The organism is Pseudomonas sp. PDM32, from assembly GCF_019219225.1.
GTDB lineage: Bacteria > Pseudomonadota > Gammaproteobacteria > Pseudomonadales > Pseudomonadaceae > Aquipseudomonas > Aquipseudomonas laurylsulfatiphila.
Window position 1 is genome coordinate 176216 of the sequence record NZ_JAHUWE010000009.1, and the last position, 20747, is coordinate 196962.

A 20747-nucleotide genomic window follows, 5' to 3' on the forward strand; every position below is an offset into this window, starting at 1 on the left:
CAAGCCCCCTCGCCACAAGAGCACTATTGCCCTCTGCCGAACATGCTGCGGCGCGACACTATGTCACGCCTCTGTGCCGGTCCAATGGTCGTATCCACCCCGCCGCTACCGGCACAGTTTGTTAACATCCCCACGTTTTTTCGTCTGTACAGTCACCACGCTGTCAGTTTCAGCCTGTTCAACAGGATGCTTTTTTCCATGAGTACTTTGTATACCCGCCGAACTGTCCTGCAAGGCATGGGCCTGTTGAGCCTGGGCCTGCTCGCCGGTTGCGACGACAGCAGCAAGCTGTCGTTCAAGTACGGCAAAGACCTCAGCGACAAGATCATGGGGCGTAACTTCAAGCTCACGAACGCCGAGGGCGAAACCAGGATGCTGGGCAGCTATCGCGGCCTGATGCCAATGGTGTTCTTCGGTTTCACCCAGTGTCCGGCCGTGTGCCCGACCACGCTGGCCCGTGCCGCCCAGGCCAAAAAGCTGATGGGCCGCGATGGCGAAAGGTTGCAGGTGATCTTCATCACCCTGGACCCGGAGCGCGACACACCAGAGCTGCTCGACAAATACGTCAAGGCTTTCGACCCGAGTTTCGAAGCGCTGTACGGCACCCTGGAACAAACCGCCGCCACCGCCAAGGAATTCGGCGTGTTCTTTGAAAAAGTCCCGAGCGGCGATACCTATACCCTCTCCCATACCGCGACCAGTTATGTCTTCGACTCCCGGGGCAATCTGCGCCTGGGGCTGTCCGCGTCCCTGACGGCCAAAGAGTGCGCAGAGGACCTGCTCACCGTGATGGAGGTTTGCTGATATGAACGCCCCGCAGGCTAAAAACCGTTTCGCACAACGCTGCAAGCAACTGGCACTGGGCTTGTCCCTGGTCGGCCTGGCCTTCCAGGTATCGGCACAAACCCGGGTCGACGACGCCTGGGTCCGCGCCACCGTAGCCGGCCAACCATCGAGCGGCGCCTTCATGACCGTCACCGCGAGCAGCGACAGCAAACTGTTGAGCGTGCAAACGCCGGTGGCAGCTCTGGTGCAGATTCATGCAATGAGCATGAAGGACGACGTGATGAAAATGCAGCAGGTGGACGCCGTGGCACTGCCGGCCGGTAAAGCGGTGAGCCTGGATCCCAATGGCTACCACATCATGCTCATGAACCTGACGGGCCAGATCAAGGAAGGCGACAAGGTGCCGCTGACCCTGACCGTGGTAGATGCCAAGGGCGAGAAAGAGTCGATCCAGGTTGAAGCCGTTGCCAAGGCGATTGGCACCATGGATCACGGCAACATGGCGCATGATCACAGCAAGATGAATTGAGCTTCCTCGCAATACCAAAAAGATCGCAGCCTGCGACAGCTCCTACGAAATCGGTGTAGGAGCTGCCGCAGGCTGCGATCTTTTTTTAGATCAAAACCTCAACTCAAACGAGCTTGAGCACGACGTTGATGTTGTTGCGCGTGGCTTTCGAATACGGGCAGTACTGGTGCCCGGTGTCGACGATTTTCTGGGCGGTTTCACGGTCCAGCCCCGGCAGGCTGACATTGAGCCGCGCCTGGAGCAGGTAGCCGCCCTCATTCGTGCCCAGGTCGACTTCCGCATCGACCGCCACATCCTTGGGCAACGCCACTTTCATTTCCCGGGCTGCCACTTGCATGGCGCCGATAAAGCAGGCTGACCACCCGGCAGCGAACAATTGCTCGGGGTTGGTACCGCCACCGCCCGCACCTGGCGACGAAAGCTTCACATCGAGGATGCCGTCGGAACTGCGGGAGGCGCCGTCACGCCCGCCGGTGGTGTGGGTCTGGGCGGTGTACAACACTTTATCGATCTGGTTCATGCTGACCTCCTGATTGAGTTGTAGAAAACCGGTTTAACACCCCCATCCGGTCGCCGGGATGGTCAATCAATATAGACGTCACCGGCCCGTGCCGCAGTCGATCCGACCGGCGCCCGCTTCTTCCTTATTTGCGCGCCAACTTGTACCTGACGCAGTCCTCATAAAAGCTTTGCCGCACAGCCGTCGGTTTCAATCGCGACGAACTGTCATAAGTTTGCTCTGTAATACCAAGAGCCATCATGCGCATCCATGTTTTTGAGAACTTGTAGGCCTGGATTTTCTGCCGTGCGGCGTACAGGGAAACCCCTGAGAGCTTGAGCTCCTGTGCCCTTGCAGCAGTGCCCGCGCCCCAACTGCACATGTATTGATCCTGGGTGGCCAGTTCTTTGGCTTGCGCCGAATTGGTGATACCCGCAACAACTAGCGGAATTAACGCGATCCATACCTTGCGCATCTTGACCTATCTAACTAGTTGAAAATGAACTAATTTTGCGGGGGATTTTTTAACTTGGGGGCCAGCATCGTGCCTTTTTTGCAAATGAGTGCAAAAAAAGAGATGGCTAAAGCCATTTCTTGCGAGTTTTCAATCCTTTGCTATAGCTAAGACTCTCAATCGCCAACTAAGTGAGGCAACGGAATGTCAGTCGCAAAAAAAATGAGTGTAGGGCAACTGACAATGTTGACCGCCGTCAACATGTTGGGCTCAGGCATTGTGCTACTACCGACGAAACTAGCGGAAGTCGGTGCAATTTCGATTCTTTCCTGGCTGGTGACGGCCACCGGCTCCCTGGCTCTGGCCTACGCCTTTGCGCGATGCGGGATGCTCAGCCGCAAGACCGGCGGCATGGGCGGTTATGCCGAATACACGTTCGGTAAAGCCGGTAACTACATCACCAACTACACCTACGGCCTCTCACTGTTGATTGCCAACGTGGCGATCAGTATTACCGCGGTTGGCTACATACAGACGTTGTTCGGAATAAAACTTGATTCACTGCAGGTAGGTCTCGCGACCATTGCCTTGTTGTGGATCACCACCTTCGCCAACTTTGGCGGCGCGCGCATTACCGGCCGGATCGGCGCGATCACCGTCTGGGGTGTGATTGCACCGGTGGTGCTGGTGTCCACGGTGGGCTGGTTCTATTTCGACAGCAGCGTCTACGCCGCTGGCTGGAACCCTCATGACAAAGGCTGGTTCGAAGCGGCAGGCGCCTCGGTGGCGATCACCCTGTGGGCCTTCCTTGGCCTGGAATCGGCTTGCGCCAACACCGACGCGGTGGAAAACCCTGAGCGCAACGTACCGATTGCGGTGCTGGGCGGCACCCTGGGTGCGGCGGTGATCTACATCGTCTCCACCAACGTCATCTTCGGTATCGTCGGCAACGAAGAACTGGTCGCGTCCACCGCGCCGTTCGGCCTGGTGTTCGCCAAGATGTTCACCCCGATGATCGGTGACATCGTGATGGCGGCCATGGTGCTTGCCTGCATCGGTTCGTTGCTGGGTTGGCAGTTCACCATTGCCCAGGTGTACAAAAGCTCGGCCGACACCGGTTACTTCCTGTCGATCTTCGCCAAGGCCAACAAGGCAGGTACACCGATTGTCGGCATGCTGGTGCTGCTCGCCGCACAGACCGCGCTGGCCCTGCTCACCATCAGTCCCGACCTGAGCAAGCAGTTCGACACCCTGGTCAACCTCGCGGTCGTGACCAACCTGGTGCCGTACATCCTGTCCATGGCCGCGTTGATGACCATGCAGAAAGTCTCCAATGTGCCGGAAGGCAAGGCGCTGGCCACCAACGTCATTGCGCTGATCGCAGCGGCCTACAGCTACCTGGCGCTGTACAGTTCCGGCGAGCAGGCCCTGATGCTCGGTGGCGTCGCCACGATCTTCGGCTACACCCTGTTCGGCTTCGTCAACAACCGCCTGATCCGCCTCGAAGCACTCAACAACAGCGTACCGACGCAAACCGTCAGCGCGCAGCACCTCACTGCCGCGCCAGTGCCGGTGAACAATCTGAATAAAGCCACTCTGGAGACTCAAGCATGACGGACTATAAACATTCGCTGGGCATGCTGGCGCTACTGGTCAGCAGTCCGCCGGACAAACGAACGGTGTTTGGCCGCGCCCTGGATCATCTGGTCCACGATGTAGAGGGACGTGGCGTCAGTGTTCTGGCCTCGGAAAGCCTCTCGGATGCCGCATCGATCCTGCGTTCGGACCCTGCCGTTCAGTGCGTGCTCATCCGCTGGGAAATGGACACCAGCGAAGGCCACGCCGACTGCATCAAACTGCTGGTCAAACTGCGCGAGCGCAACACCCGCGTTCCGGTGTTCCTGATCAGTGACCGTACCACCGCGTCGAGCATTCCGTTGCTGGTCATGCAACACGCCGACGACTTCATCTGGCTGCCCGAAGACACCACCGGTTTCCTCAGCGGGCGCATCCTGGCCGCCATCGAACGCTATCGTCAGGCGGCCCTGCCACCGATGTTCGGCGCGCTGGTGAAATTTGCCCGCACCTATGAATACTCCTGGCACACCCCGGGCCATGCCGGCGGCACCGCGTTTCTCAAGAGCACCGCCGGGCGCGCCTTCTACGAGTTCTTCGGTGAAAACCTGCTGCGTTCCGACCTGTCGATCTCGGTCGGCGAACTGGGCTCCCTGCTCGATCACAGCGGCCCCATCGGCCAGGGCGAACGTTATGCCGCCAAGGTCTTCGGTGCGCACCGCACGTACTACGTGACCAACGGTTCGTCGATGTCCAACCGCGTCATTCTCATGGCCAGCGTCACGCGCAACCAGATCGCCCTGTGCGACCGCAATTGCCACAAGTCCGCCGAGCATGCGATGACCCTGTCCGGGGCCATTCCGACCTACCTGGTGCCGACCCGCAACCGCTACGGCATCATCGGCCCGATCCTGCCGCAGACCCTGAGTGCCGAAGGCGTGAAAGCCGCCATCGCCAACAACCCGCTGGTCAAGAAAGGCATCGACCCGACGCCGGTGCACGCGATCGTCACCAACTCGACCTACGACGGCCTGACCTACAACGTCACCCGCGTCGAAGAGTTGCTGGGCGAAAGCGTCGACCGCCTGCACTTCGACGAAGCCTGGTACGGTTATGCGCGCTTCAACCCGCTGTACAGCGGACGCCATGCCATGCACGGCAACCCGGCCGACCACGACAAGTCCAAGCCGACCGTGTTTGCCACCCAGTCGACCCACAAGTTGCTGGCCGCCCTGTCCCAGGCCTCGATGATCCACGTGCGCGACGGCCGTAACCCGATTGAACATGCGCGCTTCAACGAGTCGTACATGATGCACGCCTCGACCTCGCCGAACTACGCGATCATGGCGTCCTGCGACGTCAGCTCGGCGATGATGGAAGCGCCAAGCGGACAGATCCTCACCAGCGAGTCGATCGAAGAAGCCATCAGCTTCCGCCAGGTTCTCTCGCGCATGCACAACGAGATGCTGAGCAAGGACGACTGGTTCTTCACCTGCTGGCAGCCGCCGACCGTACAGGTGGGCGCCGCGACCGTGCCGTTCCATGAGGTCGACCCGGTTACGCTGAAAACCGACCCGAACTGCTGGGTCCTGCACCCGAACGCGGTATGGCACGGTTTCGGCGACATCGAAGACGGCTATTGCATGCTCGACCCGATCAAGGTATCGGTACTTGCCCCGGGCATGGGCGACGACGGCAACCTGCTCGCCTCCGGTATCCCGGCCTGTGTGATCACGGCGTACCTGGGCCGCCAGGGTATCGTGGTCGAGAAAACCACGGATTTCACCATCCTGTTCCTGTTCTCCATCGGTATCACCAAAGGCAAGTGGGGCACGCTGCTCAACGCCCTGCTCGACTTCAAGCGCGACTACGACGACAACGCCGAACTGGAGCTGTGCCTGCCCGACCTGTACAACGCCAACCAGCGACGCTATGCCGGCATGGGCCTCAAGGATCTGGCCGACGAAATCTTTGCCGCCATGAAGAAACACAAGACCACCGCCAACATGTCCCAGGCCTTCGGCACCTTGCCAAAAGCCGAATTCAGCCCGGTGGAGGCCTACGAGAAACTGGTGCGCAACGACATCGAACTGGTCACCCTCGAGCAAGCCGCCGGACGCCTTGCCGCCACCGGTATCGTGCCGTACCCGCCAGGCATCCCGCTGCTCATGCCAGGTGAGAACGCAGGCCCCGCGGACGGTCCGCTGCTGGCGTATCTCAAGGCACTGGAAGCCTTCGACAAATCCTTCCCCGGCTTCACCCATGACACCCACGGGATCGAAGTCGAAGACGGCGTTTACCGGATGCTGGTACTGAAGTAAGTCAAGCAGGCTCACCGCAACCCCCTGTGGGAGCGGGCTTGCTCGCGAAGGCGTAGTGTCAGTCGACGCAATTGTCGAATGACAGGACGCTTTCGCGAGCAAGCCCGCTCCCACATTTTTTTAGATCGTCTTCACGCCAAAATCCCTATGGGCAAACTCAATCACCGCGCTCTATGATTGATCCCCATGACCACCACCGCTCCAATTCGCTCACCCTGCCCGCCCGGCGCCTGCGACTGCGGGCGTGACCCGCTGCTGGAAACACCAGGGGCGGACCTGCGCATTCTGTTTCTGACCCGCAACGAAGAAAAACGCCTGATCGAACGCCTGGAGAATCTGCAGAGCCTGAGCGATCTGGAGCACCTGCAACGGCGTATGCTCGAACAGTTGGGCATCCGCGTGGACATCGCCCCCGGCGTCAATGAGGTGCGCACCATGCGCGGCATCGGTATCCAGATCGGCGAACTGCCGGGGCTGTGCCGCAAGACCCGCGCCAACATCCCGGCCGCCATTCGCCGAGCCATGGAAAAGCGCCCGGAAATTGCCTACGAGCTGCTCAATGCCAACGACCTGTTGCGTGACGCCTGATGAAGCCCATTCTCGAATTCCCCCTCACCGACGAGATTCTCACCTCGTTCGCCCTGGCCATCGGCGCCGACCTGCAGGGCTACCGCAACCACATTTACCGGGTGCTGAATTTCCATGCGGCCCTCAGCGGTACCGAAGGTTTGCCCTCGGATGCCGTACAGATCGCAGCGGCGTTTCATGACCTGGGTATCTGGACCGATGACACCCTTGACTACCTGCCGCCGTCCATTGCACTGGCCACTGAATATCTCGACAGCCGACATCGCCCGCAACTCAAAGATGAAGTCAGTGCGTTGATACTCGAGCACCACAAGCTGCGTCGGTATCACGGCGCCTGTGCCGACAGCGTCGACCCCTTCCGCCGGGCCGACCTGGTGGATGTGTCACTGGGCCTGGTCCGCTTCGGCCTGCCTCGAAGCTTCATCAAGACCGTGCAATCGACCTTTCCCGATCACGGTTTTCACTCGATGCTGATGAAGCTTTCCGCCCGCCAATTACTCCGCTCGCCCCTACGGCCGCTGCCCATGTTTCGCTGGTGAAACAGGCGTCTGTCAGCCCCCCGAAAATGCACCGAAACAGGATCAGTGGTCGTACGTGAGTCGCGGCGCACTGCTATGCCTTCCTTGGGAGATTTCGCTGCAAGCCAGCCAGGACGGAACTGCAAACCCAAGCGTGGCCACGGCCCGGCACCAGCCAGGTACGCGCAATGACAGGTGCCGATGCGCAACAGGAGGTGGCCGATGTTATTCATCGTCAGTTGGACAATCAGCCCGGACAACCGTGATGCCGCAATCGCACGTTTCCTCAAGACCGGTGGCGCGCCGCCCGCAGGCGTTACCATGCACGGACGCTGGCACGCCGTAGGGAGTTCGGCCGGCTTCGGCATTGCCGAGGCGAGCGATCTGGTGCCGATTCAAAAATGGGTGCTGGAATGGAACGACCTGATGAGCATGGACGTGCACGCCGCATTGACCGATGAGCAAATCGCCCCATTGCTGGCCGCCACTGCAGCCCGGTAATGACGATGCAGGCGGCGAGTATCGCTCGCCGCCCGATTTGACCCGCGCATTGACCAGTCCGCCCTTGCGGTGCAAAGCGCCTGAAACACTCACTTTCTGACTAACCAATACTGGATATTTTGTAATTCAAACCTACGCTCTTGGCGGGGATTACGAATTTCAATGACGGTCGGGGGCTCGTCTCGATGTACTCACGCAGGTACGCAGGAGCTCTACATGAATCGGACAACCTTATCCTCGATGTTTGCGGTACCGCTGTTGCTGTCTGCAATGGCAATTCCCGGCCTGACCCTGGCCGCCGACAAAGCCCCCAACATCCTGGTGATCATGGGCGACGATATCGGCTGGTCGAACATCGGCGTCTACAACCAGGGCATGATGGCTGGCAGAACACCCAACCTCGACCAACTCGCCGCTGAAGGCATGCGCTTTACCGACTATTACGCCGAGGCCAGTTGCACGGCCGGGCGCGCCAATTTCATCACCGGCGAACTGCCGATTCGCACCGGCATGACCACCGTCGGCCAGGCCGGCTCGCCCGTGGGTATTCCCGCCGAAGCCGTTACCATCGCGACTGCGCTCAAGGCCATGGGGTATGCCACCGGCCAGTTCGGCAAGAATCACTTGGGTGACTTGAACGAGTTCCTGCCCACCGTGCACGGCTTCGACGAATTCTTCGGCTACCTCTATCACCTCGACGCCATGGAAGACCCGGCGCACCCCAACTATCCGCAAGAACTGCTCGCCACCGTTGGCCCGCGCAACATGGTCCACAGCTGGGCCACCACCACCGATGACACGACCGTCATGCCGCGCTGGGGCAAGGTCGGCAAGCAGAAAATCGAAGATGCCGGCACGCTCTATCCGGAGCGGATGAAAACCGTCGACGACGAGATTCGCGACAAGGCCTTCTCGTTCATCGACAAGGCCAAGCAGGACAACAAACCGTTCTTCGTCTGGCTCAACCCGACCCGCATGCACATCGTCACGCACCTGTCCGACAAATACGAAGCCATGCGCAACTCGCAAAATGGCTGGTCGGAACAGGAAGCCGGCATGGCGCAGCTCGATGACGTCGTTGGCGATGTCCTGGCGAAGCTGAAAAAAGACGGCATGGACGACAACACCATCGTCATTTTCACTACCGACAATGGTGCGGAAAACTTCACCTGGCCGGACGGCGGCACCACCCCGTTCGCCATGGGCAAAGGCACGGTCATGGAAGGCGGCTTTCGGGTGCCGGCGATCATTCGCTGGCCGGGCAAGGTGCCGGCCAACCAGGTCGCCAACGGCATCATGTCCGGCCTGGACTGGTTCCCGACCCTGGTCGCAGCGGCGGGCAACCCGAACATCACGGCAGAGCTGCTCAAGGGCAAACAATTGGGTGATACAACCTACAAAGTTCACCTGGACGGCTATGATCAAACACCAATGATCACCGGAAAAGGTCCGTCGAACCGGCATGAAATCTTCTACTTTGGAGAGAGTGCCCTGGGTGCAGTGCGCATAGACGACTACAAATATCGCTTCATTGACCAGCCGGGTGGATGGATGGGGGCTAAAGTTGCTGTGGACGTGCCGATCCTGACCAATCTTCGACTCGACCCGTTCGAGCGCATGGGGTGGCCGGAGAATCAGGCCGCGCAGGGTTCGCAACAATACTTCGACTGGTTCAAGTACCAGTTCTGGCGCTTCGTATTCGTGCAGCAACAAGTCGCCAAACTGGCCGAAACCGCGATCGAGTTCCCGCCGATGCAAAAAGGCGCGAGCTTCAACCTTGACTCGGTGAAAGCCAAGATCGCAGCAGCACGGGCCGAGATGGCCAAGTAAACAGCCGAATCCACGGGTGGCCGGCACCGTCCACCCGTGTTCGAAATGGACATTTGCTGAGGTAGATACATGCCGACCAGAACATTTGCCCGATCTGCATCCGCGCTACTCGCCCTGTGCTGCCAACAGGCCTGGGCCGGCGGCATTATGCTTTACGAAATCGGCACCGATAACGCCGGCCTGGCCAACGCCGGTGCCGCTGCCCGGGCCCAAGGCCCCTCGACCATCGCCAGCAACCCGGCGGGCATGAGTTACCTGCCCGGCACGCAAATCACCGCCGGCTTGCAGGTGCTGTACGGTGACTTGAGCTTCGACCGCGACGCCGGCACCAACACCCCGGGCAGCGGCAGTGGCAACGCCCTCGACCCGATTCCCGGCGGCAGTTTCTTCATCAGCCATGAACTGGACGAACACTGGAGCGTCGGTTTCGGCCAGTACGGCGACTTCGGGTTGGCGGTCAACTACGACAACGACTGGTCCGGACGCTACTTCTCGCAAAACGCCAGCCTGCTCGGCCTGTCGTTGGTGCCGAGCGTGGCTTATCGCTTCAACGAGCAGTGGTCGGTGGGTCTGGGCGTAAAGGCCATGTACGGCATGCTGCAAGCCCAGACCGCGATTGACCGCTCGCCGTTCGGCTTTACCGACCGCACCGACGGCCAATTCAAGTACAAGGACCAGGATTGGGGTTTCGGGGCGAATGTCGGCGTGATCTACGCCCCGCAAGCCGGCACGCGGATTGGCCTGACCTACACCAGCCAGGTCGATCTGGACTTCGAGGACCGGCTGGATGTGAATGGCGATGGTCGACTACTCGAGCGCGTCAACAACACCAAGACCGAACTCGATGTGAAGGTGCCGCAAACCGTCACCCTGAGCCTGTTCCAGCAACTGGACCGGCAATGGGCCTTGCTGGCCTCGGTCAACTGGCAGGACTGGTCGGAATTCGGTGACATCGGCGTGCAGGTCGACACCACCGCGGTCGGTGCGCAATCGACAACGGTCGACGCCGACTTCAAGGACACCTGGCACCTGTCCCTGGGGGCGCAATACCAGGCCACCGAGCAATGGCTGTGGAACGTCGGCGTGGCGTACGACAGCAGTGCCGTGTCGGACGGTCACCGCAGCGTGATCGTGCCGATGAACGAATCCTGGCGCATTGCCACAGGAGCCACCTATGCTCTGAACAAGGACACCGATATCAACGTCAGCTGGGCCATGGTCTGGCTCGGCGACATGCCGGTTGACCAGACCAAGTCCGTATCCGGCAATCAGATTTCCGGTGAATTCGACAATGCCTGGATTCAAGCCCTGAGCGGGAACATGACCTGGCGATTTTGATGTCTTGTAAACGAAACAACGACGATTTTATCCAAGGAGTAGACACCACTATGAATCTGTCCCGAAAACTGCTGGTCGGCGCTGCGCTGACAAGTCTGTTGCTAGGCGGTTGCACCTCGAAAGTGACTGAGAAGGAACAGTACTCAGGCTTCCTGTCCAACTACAACAACCTGCAGGAAGTCGAAACGCCGAGCGGTGGCACCGCGATGCGCTGGGTCAGCCCTTCGTGGAACCCGAACGCCTATGACACCGTGGTGTTCAACAAGCTGGAGCTGTACCCGGCGCCCAAACCCGATGAGCGGGTCAACCAGCAGACGCTGACCGACATTCAGAACTACATGACCAGCAAGGCCAAGGCCACGCTGGGTCAGCGGTACCGTGTGGTGTCGTCCCCTTCGGCCGCTCCGGCGGGTTCCCGGCCCCTGATCATGCGCGCGGCGATTACCGGGGTGAACGCCGAGAACGAAGGCATGAAGTGGTATGAAGTGGTCCCCATTGCGGCCGTCGTCGGGGCCACCCAGGCAGCCACCGGTCACCGTGACCAGGACACCACCCTGTTCATCGAAGCCGAGTTCATCGACGCGAAGAGCAATCAGACCGTGGCCAAAGTGGTGCGCAAGGTGTTTGGCACTACCCTGGAAAATGAAAGCCAGAAGATTACCGCCAAGGACTTCAAGGCGGCGATCGACAAACTGGGTACCGACTTCCAGGCGTTCCTCAAGTAACACCCCACCCTTGTGGCGAGCGAGCTTGCTCGCGCCGGGCTGCGTAGCGGCCCCAGGACTGTCGGTTACGACATGTTTTGCGACTGCTGCGCAGTCGAGCGGGAGCAAGCTCCCTCGCCACATGAGGGGGCCTTCCTGATCCTTGCGGTCACTTCTTCATCCCCACCCGCCGGCGCATTTCGGCAGTGATCGCCTGCCGGGTCTTGCGCATGTCCGCCCAGGGTTCATCACCGACTTCAGCCAGGCGTTCAAGCGCATTGTGCAGGTTCCACTGATTGCCGCCCTTGAGTTCGGCAACCTCTTGGCGAAAGATCGGCATCGACACCGGCAGGCCCTCACGGGTACGGACGGCGTAGGCGCAAATGGTGGTCGCGCCCAGGCCGTTGCGCAGGTAATCGATGAAGATCCGCCCCACCCGGTTCTTCGGTCCCGACACCGCCGAAAAACGCTCGGGCAGCAGCCTGGCCATGTGGCTGACAATGGCATGGCTGAAGTCCTTGACCTCATCCCAGCCGAGCTTGCGGGTCAGCGGTACCACCACATGGATGCCCTTGCCGCCGCTGGTTTTCAGAAACGCCTTGAGCCCCAATTCATCCAGCACCGACAGCGTCAACTCAGTGGCCTCGATCATGCGTTTCCATGGCAGCGCCGGGTCCGGGTCAAGGTCGAGGACAAAACGGTCCGGCTTGTCGAAGTTGACCGACGTGGCGTTCCAGGTATGCAACTCCACGGTACTCATCTGCACCGCGCCAATCAGCGCCTCGGCATTGTTGATCAGCATCATCGGCTGACCGGTGAGCTGCTTGTCCAGCGTGGCGATGCCGGGGATCGCCAGGTGCTCGGCATTCTTCTGGAAAAACAACTCGCCTGCGATACCGTCCGGTGCACGCACCAGCGCCACCGGGCGGTCCTTGAGTTCGGGCAGGATCCACTCGGCGACACTCGCGTAGTACTGCGCCAGTTGCAGCTTGGTGGTGCCGCTGCCGGGGTCGATCACCCGGTCCGGGTGAGTGATGCGCACCTGCCCCGCTTCCAGGCCGGTTTGCGAGGGTGCGGGGTCGGGCTTCTTTTGTGTGGCAGCGGTTTTTTTCGCAGTGGAGATTTTCACGGTGTTCGCGCGCTCCTCGGTGATGTCGTGTGCCGGTTTGTCATTGCGCAGGCCATGGAAAACAGCATGGCGCACTGAGCCGTCCCGGGTCATTTCAGCGAAAGCCACTTCTGCCAGCAGCTTCGGTTTGAGCCAATGCACATCCCTGACCTCGGCACCGCCGGGTGGATTGACCACCGACGGTTTTTTCACCTGCAACGGCTTGAGCTGCTCATGAAGGCTGCGCAGCGTCGCTTCGTTGAACCCGGTGCCGACTTTGCCGGCATAGCGCAACTCGCCAGTGTCGCGGTCATGCAGCCCCAGCAGCAGCGCGCCGAAGGCATGGCGCGAGCCTTTCGGCTCGGTGAATCCGACGATGACGAACTCCTGCCGATGCCGGCATTTGAGCTTGACCCAGTCACTGCTGCGCCGGGAGACATAGGGCGACCCCAGACGCTTGCCGATCAAGCCTTCCATGCGCATCTGGCAGGCGCTGTCGAGCAAGGCATGCGGCTCCTCGCCAAACGACTCGGAGAAGCGCAGCAAGGGCTGGTCATTGGCTTTGAGCACAGTCGCCAGCGCGGCCCGACGTTCTTCTACCGGCACTTCGCGCAAGTCCACGCCATTGAGGTACGGCAGGTCGAACAGGTAGTAGAGAATGCCATCGTTGCGCTGCGCCTCGAAGGCGTTTTGCAACGCCTGAAAGTCCGGCACACTCTGGTCGTCGGCCACCACCATTTCGCCATCGAGCCACGCCGATTCCAGGCCCAGCGCGACCAGGGCCTGGGCCTGCTCTGGCAGTTTGTGGGTCCAGTCGTGGCCATTGCGGGTGATCAGCCTGACGTCACCATGGTCGATGCGGGCCATGATCCGGTAGCCATCGAACTTGATTTCGTAGCTCCACGCGCCGTCCGGGACCCTGTCCACCAGCGTCGCCAATTGCGGCTTGAGCAGGTCCGGCAACCTGGCTTTGCGGGCGCCGGTCAATGGCGATGGTTTTTCCTTGCGTGAGCGTTGGGCGGCTGGCTCGCCAGTCGCCGAAAAATCGCGCCTGTCATCGAGGTTGCGGGGCATGGCTCACCTGCTTCGCGCCAGGACGTCGGATGCAAACGTCTCTTAACCAAGCAGAGCCGGCGAGCGGCGCAATAATTCAATCGGTGTTGAAAAGGCCCGGACGGACGGGCTTGTGGCGCGTGCTCCCCCACAAACCTGTAGGAGCTGGCTTGCCAGCGAAGAGGACGGCATGACCAGTATTGAGGTTGCCTGACACGCCGCCATCGCTGGCAAGCCAGCTCCTACATATGGATGTGTCATGTAGCCGGTCAGGCAGTGCCCTTGGCCTGCTGCTCCAGATGCAATTGCAACTCTGGCTCGATCTGCAATGCCGCGGCCAGCTCATCCAGATAGTTGCGCTCGGCGTCCTGCTGGTCGTCCACCAGCATCACGCTGGCCAGGTACATCTCCGAGGCCATGCCGGGGTCGGTGGCCGACTGCGCCACTTCATTGGGGTCCAGCGGCTTGGCGACCTCATCGTCCAGCCATTGCTGCAATTGCGGATCGTCGGTGTGACGGCCGATTTCAGTGCTGATCATCTGTTTTTCGGAATCATCGATCCGGCCATCGGCCTTGGCCGCGGCAATCAATGCCCGCAGGATCGCATGGCTGTGTTCCTCGGCTTCCGGGCCGGCCAGCAAGTCCACTGTGCGCGGCGCTTCCTGGGGGGCCGACGCCTGGCTGCGTTGCCAGGCCTGATACGCCTGGAACGCCATCATGCCGAGGGACGCCAGCGCCGCGTAATTGGTGCCGCCACCGGAGCGGCTTTGCGGTGCGCCGCCCATCGGCGAGCCGCCGCCCAGCAAACCACCGAGCAAACCGCCCAACCCTGCGCCACCGCCGCCCGCACCCGCACCGGCGCCACCGCCCAACAACCCGCCGAGCAATCCGCCCAGGTCGCCGAGCCCGCCTTGGGCCGACGCGCCACCGCCCCCCTGTTGCGCCATCGAGCCCTGGCCGGCGCGCAGTAACTGTTCGAGCAGATCGCTGGTGTTCATGACGCTTGTCCTCTTGGGAAGGGTTCTGTCCAGACAGGCAACGATAGACCTCGCAGACGAATGTGCCAGCGCCGTTGGGCTGACACGCCCGCGTCACGGCGGATTGTCCGGGGTATTTTTTTTCAGCGCGGCTAAGATTCATAGGTGGTGAACCTTATCCGCGGATACCCGGTCGATACCTGCAACCCGACCCGGTTGCCACCGTCCCTTATGTGGGGCGTCAACTGGCTTGCTTCATTTACTGGAGAACGCCCCTGTGATTTCAACCCTGTACATCGCCAGACTCAAAGCATGGGGCGCCCATGGTTTTACGGCCACCGGCGTGGTCACCGCTTTCCTCGCCACCCTGTCCCTGCTGGATAACCAGCCGACCCATTGCCTGCTGTGGCTGGGTGTCGCCCTGATCGTCGACGGACTGGACGGCGCACTGGCGCGCAAGGTCAACGTGCAGTCGGTGTTGCCGAGCTTCGATGGCTCGATCCTCGACCTGGTGATCGATTACCTGACGTATGTGTTTATCCCGGCGCTGTTCATCTATCGCTACATCCCGTTGCCGGACTACACCCTGCTGCTGAGCGTGTCGCTGATTCTGGTGTCGTCGCTGTTCTGCTTCTGCAACGTCAACATGAAGAGCAAGGACAACTACTTCCAGGGCTTCCCCGCCGCCTGGAACGTGGTTGCCCTGTGCCTGTACATCATCGCCCCGTCGCCGTGGATCACCTTCCTGACCATCATTGGCCTGGCCCTGCTGACCGTGACCCGGATGAAATTCCTGCACCCGTTCCGCGTGCGCCGGTTCATGCCGATCAACATTGCGGTGACGGCCATCTGGTTGCTGTGCAGCTTGTCGCTGGTGCTCAACCATCCGTTGATCAACCCGATGGTGATGGGGCTGTGGCTGCTGATGTCGGCGTATTTCCTCGGTATCTGCTTCTGGCGCACGGCGCTGGAGTGGTTCGACGAATCGCGGCTCAAGTAGCCATGCCGGTCCATATCGTTCAACTGGGTTCGCCGCGTCGCCCCGACGAAGGCTTGCGCCTGGGCACGGTACGCCGCCCTCCCCGTGGCGTACCGAAAGCCGAATTCGCCAGCCGGGACTTTTATGATGTCTGGCAGCCCTTGCTGGCACCCAGCGCGGAACTGGTGGCCGAAGCCAAGGCTGCGCAGGGTGCCAAGGCCTGGGAGGTGTTCCGGCGCAAGTTCAAGGCCGAGATGAACCAGCCCGCTGCCAGCCAGATGCTGGACTTGCTGGCTGCGCTGTCTCACGGGACGTCCTTGGCCGTGGGGTGTTATTGCGAGGATGAAGCGCATTGTCATCGGTCGGTGTTGCGCGAGTTGCTGGAGGCGCGGGGGGCTGTGGTGGTTTAGTTGCCATGGCGGCTCCACCTCTCTGTGTGTTGGGGTTCAACATCAAAAGATCGCAGCCTGCGGCAGCTCCTACAGGGGGACGGCATTCACAATGTAGGAGCTGCCGCAGGCTGCGATCTTTTGATCAACGCCGCGTGATCACCACCTCCAGGTACTCACTCGGCACCACCAGCGACTTGTCGCCCGCCCGGTTCATCCGGTTGATCAGCTCGGTGAGGTCCGCTTCCAGCGCCTTGGCGCCATCCGCCGGCAGTGCGGCGAAGGCTTTGTGCATCGGCCCGTACCAGCTGCGGAAGGTGTCGATGAAATGCGCCGTCGAGCGATAGCGGAAATTGAACGTGCGGCGCGTCACCTGCAGCAGGAATTCCCGCTCGTCGAAATGCTCGTGCAGCCAGGCTTCGGTGCCCCAGCGCGAGGGTGGATTCGCTCCCGGCGCAGGTGGCAGGTGCTGGCCCAGGGTCTTGAACATCTGGCCGACGAAGCCTTCCGGTGTCCAGTTGGCCAGGCCGATCCGCCCGCCCGGGCGGCAGACTCGCGCCAGCTCCGCGGCGGCCTTGGGCTGGTCCGGCGTGAACATCACCCCGAACGTGGAAAGCACGGCGTCGAAGCTGCCGTCGGCGAAGGGCAAGGCTTCGGCATCGGCGACCTGGAAAGCGACCTTCAGGCGTTCTGCCCGGGCCCGCTCTTCGCCGCGCTCGAGCAAGGCGGCGACATAGTCGGTGGACGTCACCTGGCAGCCCCGGCGCGCGGCCGCGAGGGTCGCGTTGCCGTTGCCGGCGGCGACGTCGAGCACGCGCTCATCGCACAACAGGTCGCAGGCTTCGGCCAGTTGCTCGCCGACGATTTGCAGGGTGGTGCCGATCACGGCGTAGTCGCCGCTGGCCCAGGAGGCCATCTGGCGGATTTTCAAGGCAGTCAGATCAATGGGTGTACTCATGGAGGCAGTCTCTGGGTTGAAACACGTATCGGGCCTGATCGCGGTTACTCCGCTGTCGTCGGATCGATGATGTTCATGACCTGGGAAATGCGATTGGCGGGAAAACCACTGATCCTGGCATGCTCCTGGATCTGCGCCTCGCTCGGCGAGATGTACACGCAGTAGAGCTTGTCACCGGTGACATAGCTCTGCAGCCACTGTACCTCCGGCAACTCACGCAAAGCCTGGCAGGACTTTAGCGAAGCGGCTTTCAAATCCCTTTCCGACAGGGCTCCGGCGCCCTGGATCTCACGTTCAATGACGAACTTAGGCATGGCAACCTCTCTTTATTGTTCTGGATGGCAGGGCGCATTCACCCTGTGATCCAACTATCGTCCTGACGGGCGCTGGCGTCCTGCCCGATCGTCGCCCAAGCCTGCCCGATCGTCCGGAGATTCCACACGGCGCACCGACGCGTTCACAATCAGGAATCCTGTCACGGGGAAATCCCTATGGACGCTCTGTCACAGACCCTGCGGGTGGTGCACCTGGTCGGCGCGATCTTCATCAACGCCCGATTCACCGCGCCCTGGTGCTACCAGTCGCCCAGCGCCGACACGGCCGCGCCGTTCCTGGAGCCCGATGCGGAACGGGTGGTGATCTTTCACCTGATCACCGAGGGCGAGTGCTACGTCGAGCTGGGCGATGACCCGCCGCTGCTGCTGAGCGCCGGCGACGTGGTGATCTTCCCCCAGGGCGACGCCCATCGCATGTGCTCCCGACCCGGATTGCCCCCGGCCACGGGTGCGCGACTGGATGCGGTGCTGGCACGCCGGCCCCGTCAGCTGAGCTATGGCGGTGGTGGCGCGGTCACCCGCCTGGTATGCGGCTACCTGGCGTGCGACACGCGCCTGGCGGGCATGTTGCTCAAGGGTTTGCCACCCGTGGTGCGGGTCAATGTGCGCGATTCGAGTGCCGGTATCTGGCTGGAATCCTCCGTGCGCTACGCCCTCGCCGAAGCCCGCTCGCCCCGCCCCGGCGGCGAAGGGGTCCTGGCCAAACTCGCCGAAGTGTTGTTCATCGAAGTGCTGCGCCTGTACATGAACGAACAGGGCGAAGGCCGCACCGGCTGGCTGGCCGGAGTACGCGACCGCATCGTCGGCGCCGCCCTCAACGCCTTGCACAAAAAGCCCTGCCACGCCTGGACGCTGGACGAACTGGCGCGCACCGCCAGCACTTCAAGATCGGTGTTGGCCGAGCGCTTCCAGCAACTGGTAGGGGTATCGCCGATGCAGTACCTGACGCAATGGCGGATGTTGCTCGCCGCCAACCTGTTGCGCAGCAGCAACAACTCATTGACGCGCATCGCCGAGGAAGTGGGTTACCAGACCGATACCGCCTTCAGCCGCGCCTTTCGACGCGAGTTCGGTGCACCGCCAGCGGCGTGGCGGCGTGGTCAGGAGAAAAAAAACATGGCCCACGAGGCTATGCCCGTGAGCCACTGATCAGGCCGTTCACGCCGCTGGCGCGCTGGCCTTGGCCTCCTCCAGCAACTGCTGGATCACTTTCTCCTGCGTGTCGTAGCTACCTTCGCCGAAGTGGGTGTAACGCACCTGCCCCTTGGCATCGATGATGTAGTGCGCCGGCCAGTACTGGTTGTCGAAGTTGCGCCAGATCGCGTAGTTGTTGTCGATCGCCACCGGGTAGGTGATGCCGTATTCCTTCACCTTGTCCCTGACGTTGTCGATGATGCGTTCAAAGCCGTATTCAGGCGTGTGCACACCGATCACCACCAGTCCGTCCTTTTCATATTTCTTCGCCCAGTCCTTCACGTACGGCAGGGTGTGCTTGCAGTTGATGCAGTCGAAGGTCCAGAAGTCCACCAGCACCACCTTGCCTTTGAGGGCTTCGTTGGTCAGTGCCGGTGAGTTGATCCAGTCCACCGCGCCGGACAGCGACGGCATCGGGCCCTGGGCGTTGCCCATGGTGCTGTCGGCCTGGACCTTGCTGACCAGGTAATCGACGACTTTCGGCACGGTCTCCAGCACGCCTTTCTCGATACGGCTGACACCTTGCGATGAGGTGTTGGCCAGCAACAGGTCATTGGCCCCCGTTGCGATCACCACCGCACCGGCCAGCACCGCAACCCCGGCGCCCCGGCGCAGCCAGCCAGTGACCGGAATCGACGGTTTCAAGCGATTAACCAGGCCACGGCCGGCAAAGATCAAGGCACCCAGGGACAGCGCACTGCCGGCGCCATAGGCCACCAACAACAGGCTGGTACCGGCGTTCGCGCCCCGCAGCATGGCGCTGGTAAGAATCACTCCGAGGATTGGCCCGGCGCAGGGTGCCCAGAGCAGCCCGGTGGCGACACCGATCATGATCGACGCCAGCGGCCCGGACACCTTGCGCGAGTCCGGGTCGATGCGATTGCCCAGCAGCACGAAGGGGCGCGCCAGCCAGTCACCGACCCGGGCGGAAATCAGTGACAGGGCGAACAGCACCATGACGAACAGGGCGACGTGGCGGCCGGTGTTGCTGGCCTGTATCACCCACTCGGTGCTGACCACGGCCAGGCTGGAGACCAGGGCGAAGGTCAGGACCATGCCACCGAGGGTCAGCAGGATCGAGGAACGTGTGCGATCGGCCCCGGCGAACAGGAAGGGCACGACCGGCAGGATGCACGGGCTGAGGACGGTCAATATGCCGCCCAGGAAAGCGATGAGTAACATGGGATCACCTAATACAAATCAGAGGACGACACACGATCATTGTGGGAGCGGGCTTGCTCCGGGCGGCGTTCCGACGAAGAGGCCGGTACATTCAATGGAGATGTCACCTGCAAGGCCGCCTTCGCTGGCAAGCCAGCTCCCACAGTGGATTGAGGTGTTTTCAAGCTGTCTGTTCATCCAGCAACTGCCCCTGAGGCGTGCGGCTGGCACCGTTCTCGGCGAGCATCTGGCCTTGCGGCGTGCGGCTGGAACCGTCTTGCGCAAGGAAGCCCTGGGTGCCCTTCTCCGCCACGGGCGTCAGCTGGAAGCAGGTGTTGCTGCCGCAGGCGCTTTGCTCGACAGAGGCGTTGGCATGGGCTGCCGCACCGGCGACGGAAAAGGCGATGGCGGTAAGAAAGCGGGATACGTTGTTCATGATGTCCTTCCTGATTCAATGGGATTAGGCGGTCGTTGATCGCAGCACTCAGTTTTCCGAGTTGCAGTGGTCGGCGAATTTGCTGTAATCCAGCACCTGGGTTTTCGACTGGGAGTCGAGGTACGTCAGCCGTGCATTGACCACACCGCAGGAAGGCGTAGCGTCCTCAGTCAGCGAAACCACTTTCCTGATGTCAAGATGGCTGCCGTAAGTGTAGGTTTTTGGCGCAACATCGGCTTCGGCGCGGGCCGACAGGGTGCAGATGTTCAGGGCGGCAAACAGGCAAGCGGCGTAAACGGCTTTGGTGTTCATGGCGAGTTCCTCAAGGTTTCAACAGGTCGTTGGTTCGTTGGGCCGAGGCGCTCTGGTTTGCCTCGATGGAACCTATTAAAAGCCTGCGAGGTATCTCGTCTGTGTCGGGAATCGGCGTGAATCAATCGGTACGTATCAGAACCGCGCGCAGATACAGAGCAATACAAAACCCCTGAAAATCGGCTTTTTTGCCTTCGTGTGT

22 protein-coding genes are annotated in these 20747 nt (G+C 61.2%); 13 read left to right on the forward strand and 9 right to left on the reverse strand.

Annotation, left to right across the window (positions count from 1 at the left end):
• The first annotated feature begins 198 nt into the window (after window positions 1–198).
• Window positions 199–804, forward strand: coding sequence for an SCO family protein (locus KW846_RS18535; RefSeq protein WP_015094590.1), 606 nt, complete (start codon window positions 199–201; stop codon window positions 802–804).
• Window position 805: 1 nt separating this feature from the next.
• Window positions 806–1315, forward strand: coding sequence for a copper chaperone PCu(A)C (locus KW846_RS18540; protein WP_102701693.1), 510 nt, complete (start codon window positions 806–808; stop codon window positions 1313–1315).
• Between the two features lie 103 nt (window positions 1316–1418).
• On the opposite strand, the gene KW846_RS18545 is transcribed toward KW846_RS18540, so the two are convergent.
• On the reverse strand, window positions 1419–1835 hold the full coding sequence (locus KW846_RS18545) for an organic hydroperoxide resistance protein (RefSeq protein WP_095968188.1): 417 nt from the start codon (window positions 1833–1835) through the stop codon (window positions 1419–1421).
• A 124-nt stretch (window positions 1836–1959) separates the two neighbouring features.
• A complete protein-coding gene (locus tag KW846_RS18550) occupies window positions 1960–2289 on the reverse strand; it encodes a hypothetical protein (RefSeq protein ID WP_218484112.1) in 330 nt (109 codons plus the stop codon).
• Window positions 2290–2472: 183 nt separating this feature from the next.
• Here KW846_RS18550 and potE point away from each other — a divergent pair, with 183 nt between their 5' ends.
• From potE to KW846_RS18590, 8 genes are all read left to right on the forward strand, one after another.
• On the forward strand, window positions 2473–3882 hold the full coding sequence (potE, locus tag KW846_RS18555; RefSeq protein WP_007978081.1) for a putrescine-ornithine antiporter: 1410 nt from the start codon (window positions 2473–2475) through the stop codon (window positions 3880–3882).
• Complete coding sequence (locus KW846_RS18560) at window positions 3879–6164, forward strand: Orn/Lys/Arg decarboxylase N-terminal domain-containing protein (protein WP_007978079.1); 2286 nt, start codon at window positions 3879–3881, stop codon at window positions 6162–6164. Before potE ends, KW846_RS18560 begins: the two co-directional genes overlap by 4 nt.
• 186 nt (window positions 6165–6350) lie before the next feature.
• Entirely contained in the window at window positions 6351–6752 is a 402-nt protein-coding gene (locus tag KW846_RS18565; protein WP_007978077.1) for a hypothetical protein, read from the forward strand.
• Window positions 6752–7291 (forward strand): HD domain-containing protein, encoded by a 540-nt coding sequence (locus tag KW846_RS18570; protein ID WP_218484114.1) that lies wholly within the window; start codon window positions 6752–6754, stop codon window positions 7289–7291. The genes KW846_RS18565 and KW846_RS18570 overlap by 1 nt, the downstream gene beginning before the upstream one ends.
• Window positions 7292–7492: 201 nt before the next feature.
• Window positions 7493–7771 carry a DUF3303 domain-containing protein gene (locus KW846_RS18575; protein WP_116263655.1) on the forward strand — a complete coding sequence of 93 codons (279 nt, stop codon included), beginning with the start codon at window positions 7493–7495 and terminating at the stop codon, window positions 7769–7771.
• A 216-nt stretch (window positions 7772–7987) separates the two neighbouring features.
• Entirely contained in the window at window positions 7988–9601 is a 1614-nt protein-coding gene (locus KW846_RS18580; protein WP_218479984.1) for an arylsulfatase, read from the forward strand.
• A 69-nt stretch (window positions 9602–9670) separates the two neighbouring features.
• The gene (locus KW846_RS18585; RefSeq protein ID WP_218484116.1) at window positions 9671–10939 is read left to right on the forward strand and encodes an OmpP1/FadL family transporter; all 1269 of its coding nucleotides are present in this window, start codon (window positions 9671–9673) and stop codon (window positions 10937–10939) included.
• Window positions 10940–10989: 50 nt separating this feature from the next.
• Entirely contained in the window at window positions 10990–11664 is a 675-nt protein-coding gene (locus KW846_RS18590; protein ID WP_218484117.1) for a DUF3313 domain-containing protein, read from the forward strand.
• 148 nt (window positions 11665–11812) lie between these two features.
• On the opposite strand, the gene ligD is transcribed toward KW846_RS18590, so the two are convergent.
• Together ligD and KW846_RS18600 are read right to left on the reverse strand one after the other, a co-directional pair.
• Complete coding sequence (ligD, locus tag KW846_RS18595; protein ID WP_218484119.1) at window positions 11813–13825, reverse strand: DNA ligase D; 2013 nt, start codon at window positions 13823–13825, stop codon at window positions 11813–11815.
• A 248-nt stretch (window positions 13826–14073) separates the two neighbouring features.
• Window positions 14074–14802 carry a tellurite resistance TerB family protein gene (locus KW846_RS18600; RefSeq protein WP_218484121.1) on the reverse strand — a complete coding sequence of 243 codons (729 nt, stop codon included), beginning with the start codon at window positions 14800–14802 and terminating at the stop codon, window positions 14074–14076.
• A gap of 256 nt (window positions 14803–15058) precedes the next feature.
• Here KW846_RS18600 and pcsA point away from each other — a divergent pair, with 256 nt between their 5' ends.
• Entirely contained in the window at window positions 15059–15781 is a 723-nt protein-coding gene (gene pcsA / locus KW846_RS18605) for a phosphatidylcholine synthase (RefSeq protein WP_218484123.1), read from the forward strand.
• Window positions 15782–15783: 2 nt separating this feature from the next.
• A complete protein-coding gene (locus KW846_RS18610) occupies window positions 15784–16170 on the forward strand; it encodes a DUF488 domain-containing protein (RefSeq protein WP_218484126.1) in 387 nt (128 codons plus the stop codon).
• Between the two features lie 124 nt (window positions 16171–16294).
• Here KW846_RS18610 and KW846_RS18615 read toward each other — a convergent pair whose 3' ends face one another.
• Both KW846_RS18615 and KW846_RS18620 read right to left on the reverse strand, forming a co-directional pair.
• Window positions 16295–17107 carry a class I SAM-dependent methyltransferase gene (locus tag KW846_RS18615; protein ID WP_218484129.1) on the reverse strand — a complete coding sequence of 271 codons (813 nt, stop codon included), beginning with the start codon at window positions 17105–17107 and terminating at the stop codon, window positions 16295–16297.
• A gap of 44 nt (window positions 17108–17151) precedes the next feature.
• Complete coding sequence (locus tag KW846_RS18620; protein WP_218484132.1) at window positions 17152–17421, reverse strand: DUF4242 domain-containing protein; 270 nt, start codon at window positions 17419–17421, stop codon at window positions 17152–17154.
• 177 nt (window positions 17422–17598) lie between these two features.
• On the opposite strand from KW846_RS18620, the gene KW846_RS18625 reads away from it, so the two are divergent.
• Entirely contained in the window at window positions 17599–18591 is a 993-nt protein-coding gene (locus KW846_RS18625; protein WP_218484135.1) for an AraC family transcriptional regulator, read from the forward strand.
• Between the two features lie 9 nt (window positions 18592–18600).
• Here the strand turns inward: KW846_RS18625 and KW846_RS18630 are convergent, their stop codons facing one another.
• The 3 genes from KW846_RS18630 to KW846_RS18640 form a co-directional block, all read right to left on the reverse strand.
• Entirely contained in the window at window positions 18601–19818 is a 1218-nt protein-coding gene (locus KW846_RS18630; protein WP_218484137.1) for a cytochrome c biogenesis protein DipZ, read from the reverse strand.
• Window positions 19819–19978: 160 nt separating this feature from the next.
• On the reverse strand, window positions 19979–20233 hold the full coding sequence (locus KW846_RS18635; protein WP_095968207.1) for a hypothetical protein: 255 nt from the start codon (window positions 20231–20233) through the stop codon (window positions 19979–19981).
• Window positions 20234–20281: 48 nt separating this feature from the next.
• Window positions 20282–20545 (reverse strand): DUF2790 domain-containing protein, encoded by a 264-nt coding sequence (locus KW846_RS18640; protein ID WP_007978355.1) that lies wholly within the window; start codon window positions 20543–20545, stop codon window positions 20282–20284.
• Between the last annotated feature and the right edge of the window lie 202 nt (window positions 20546–20747).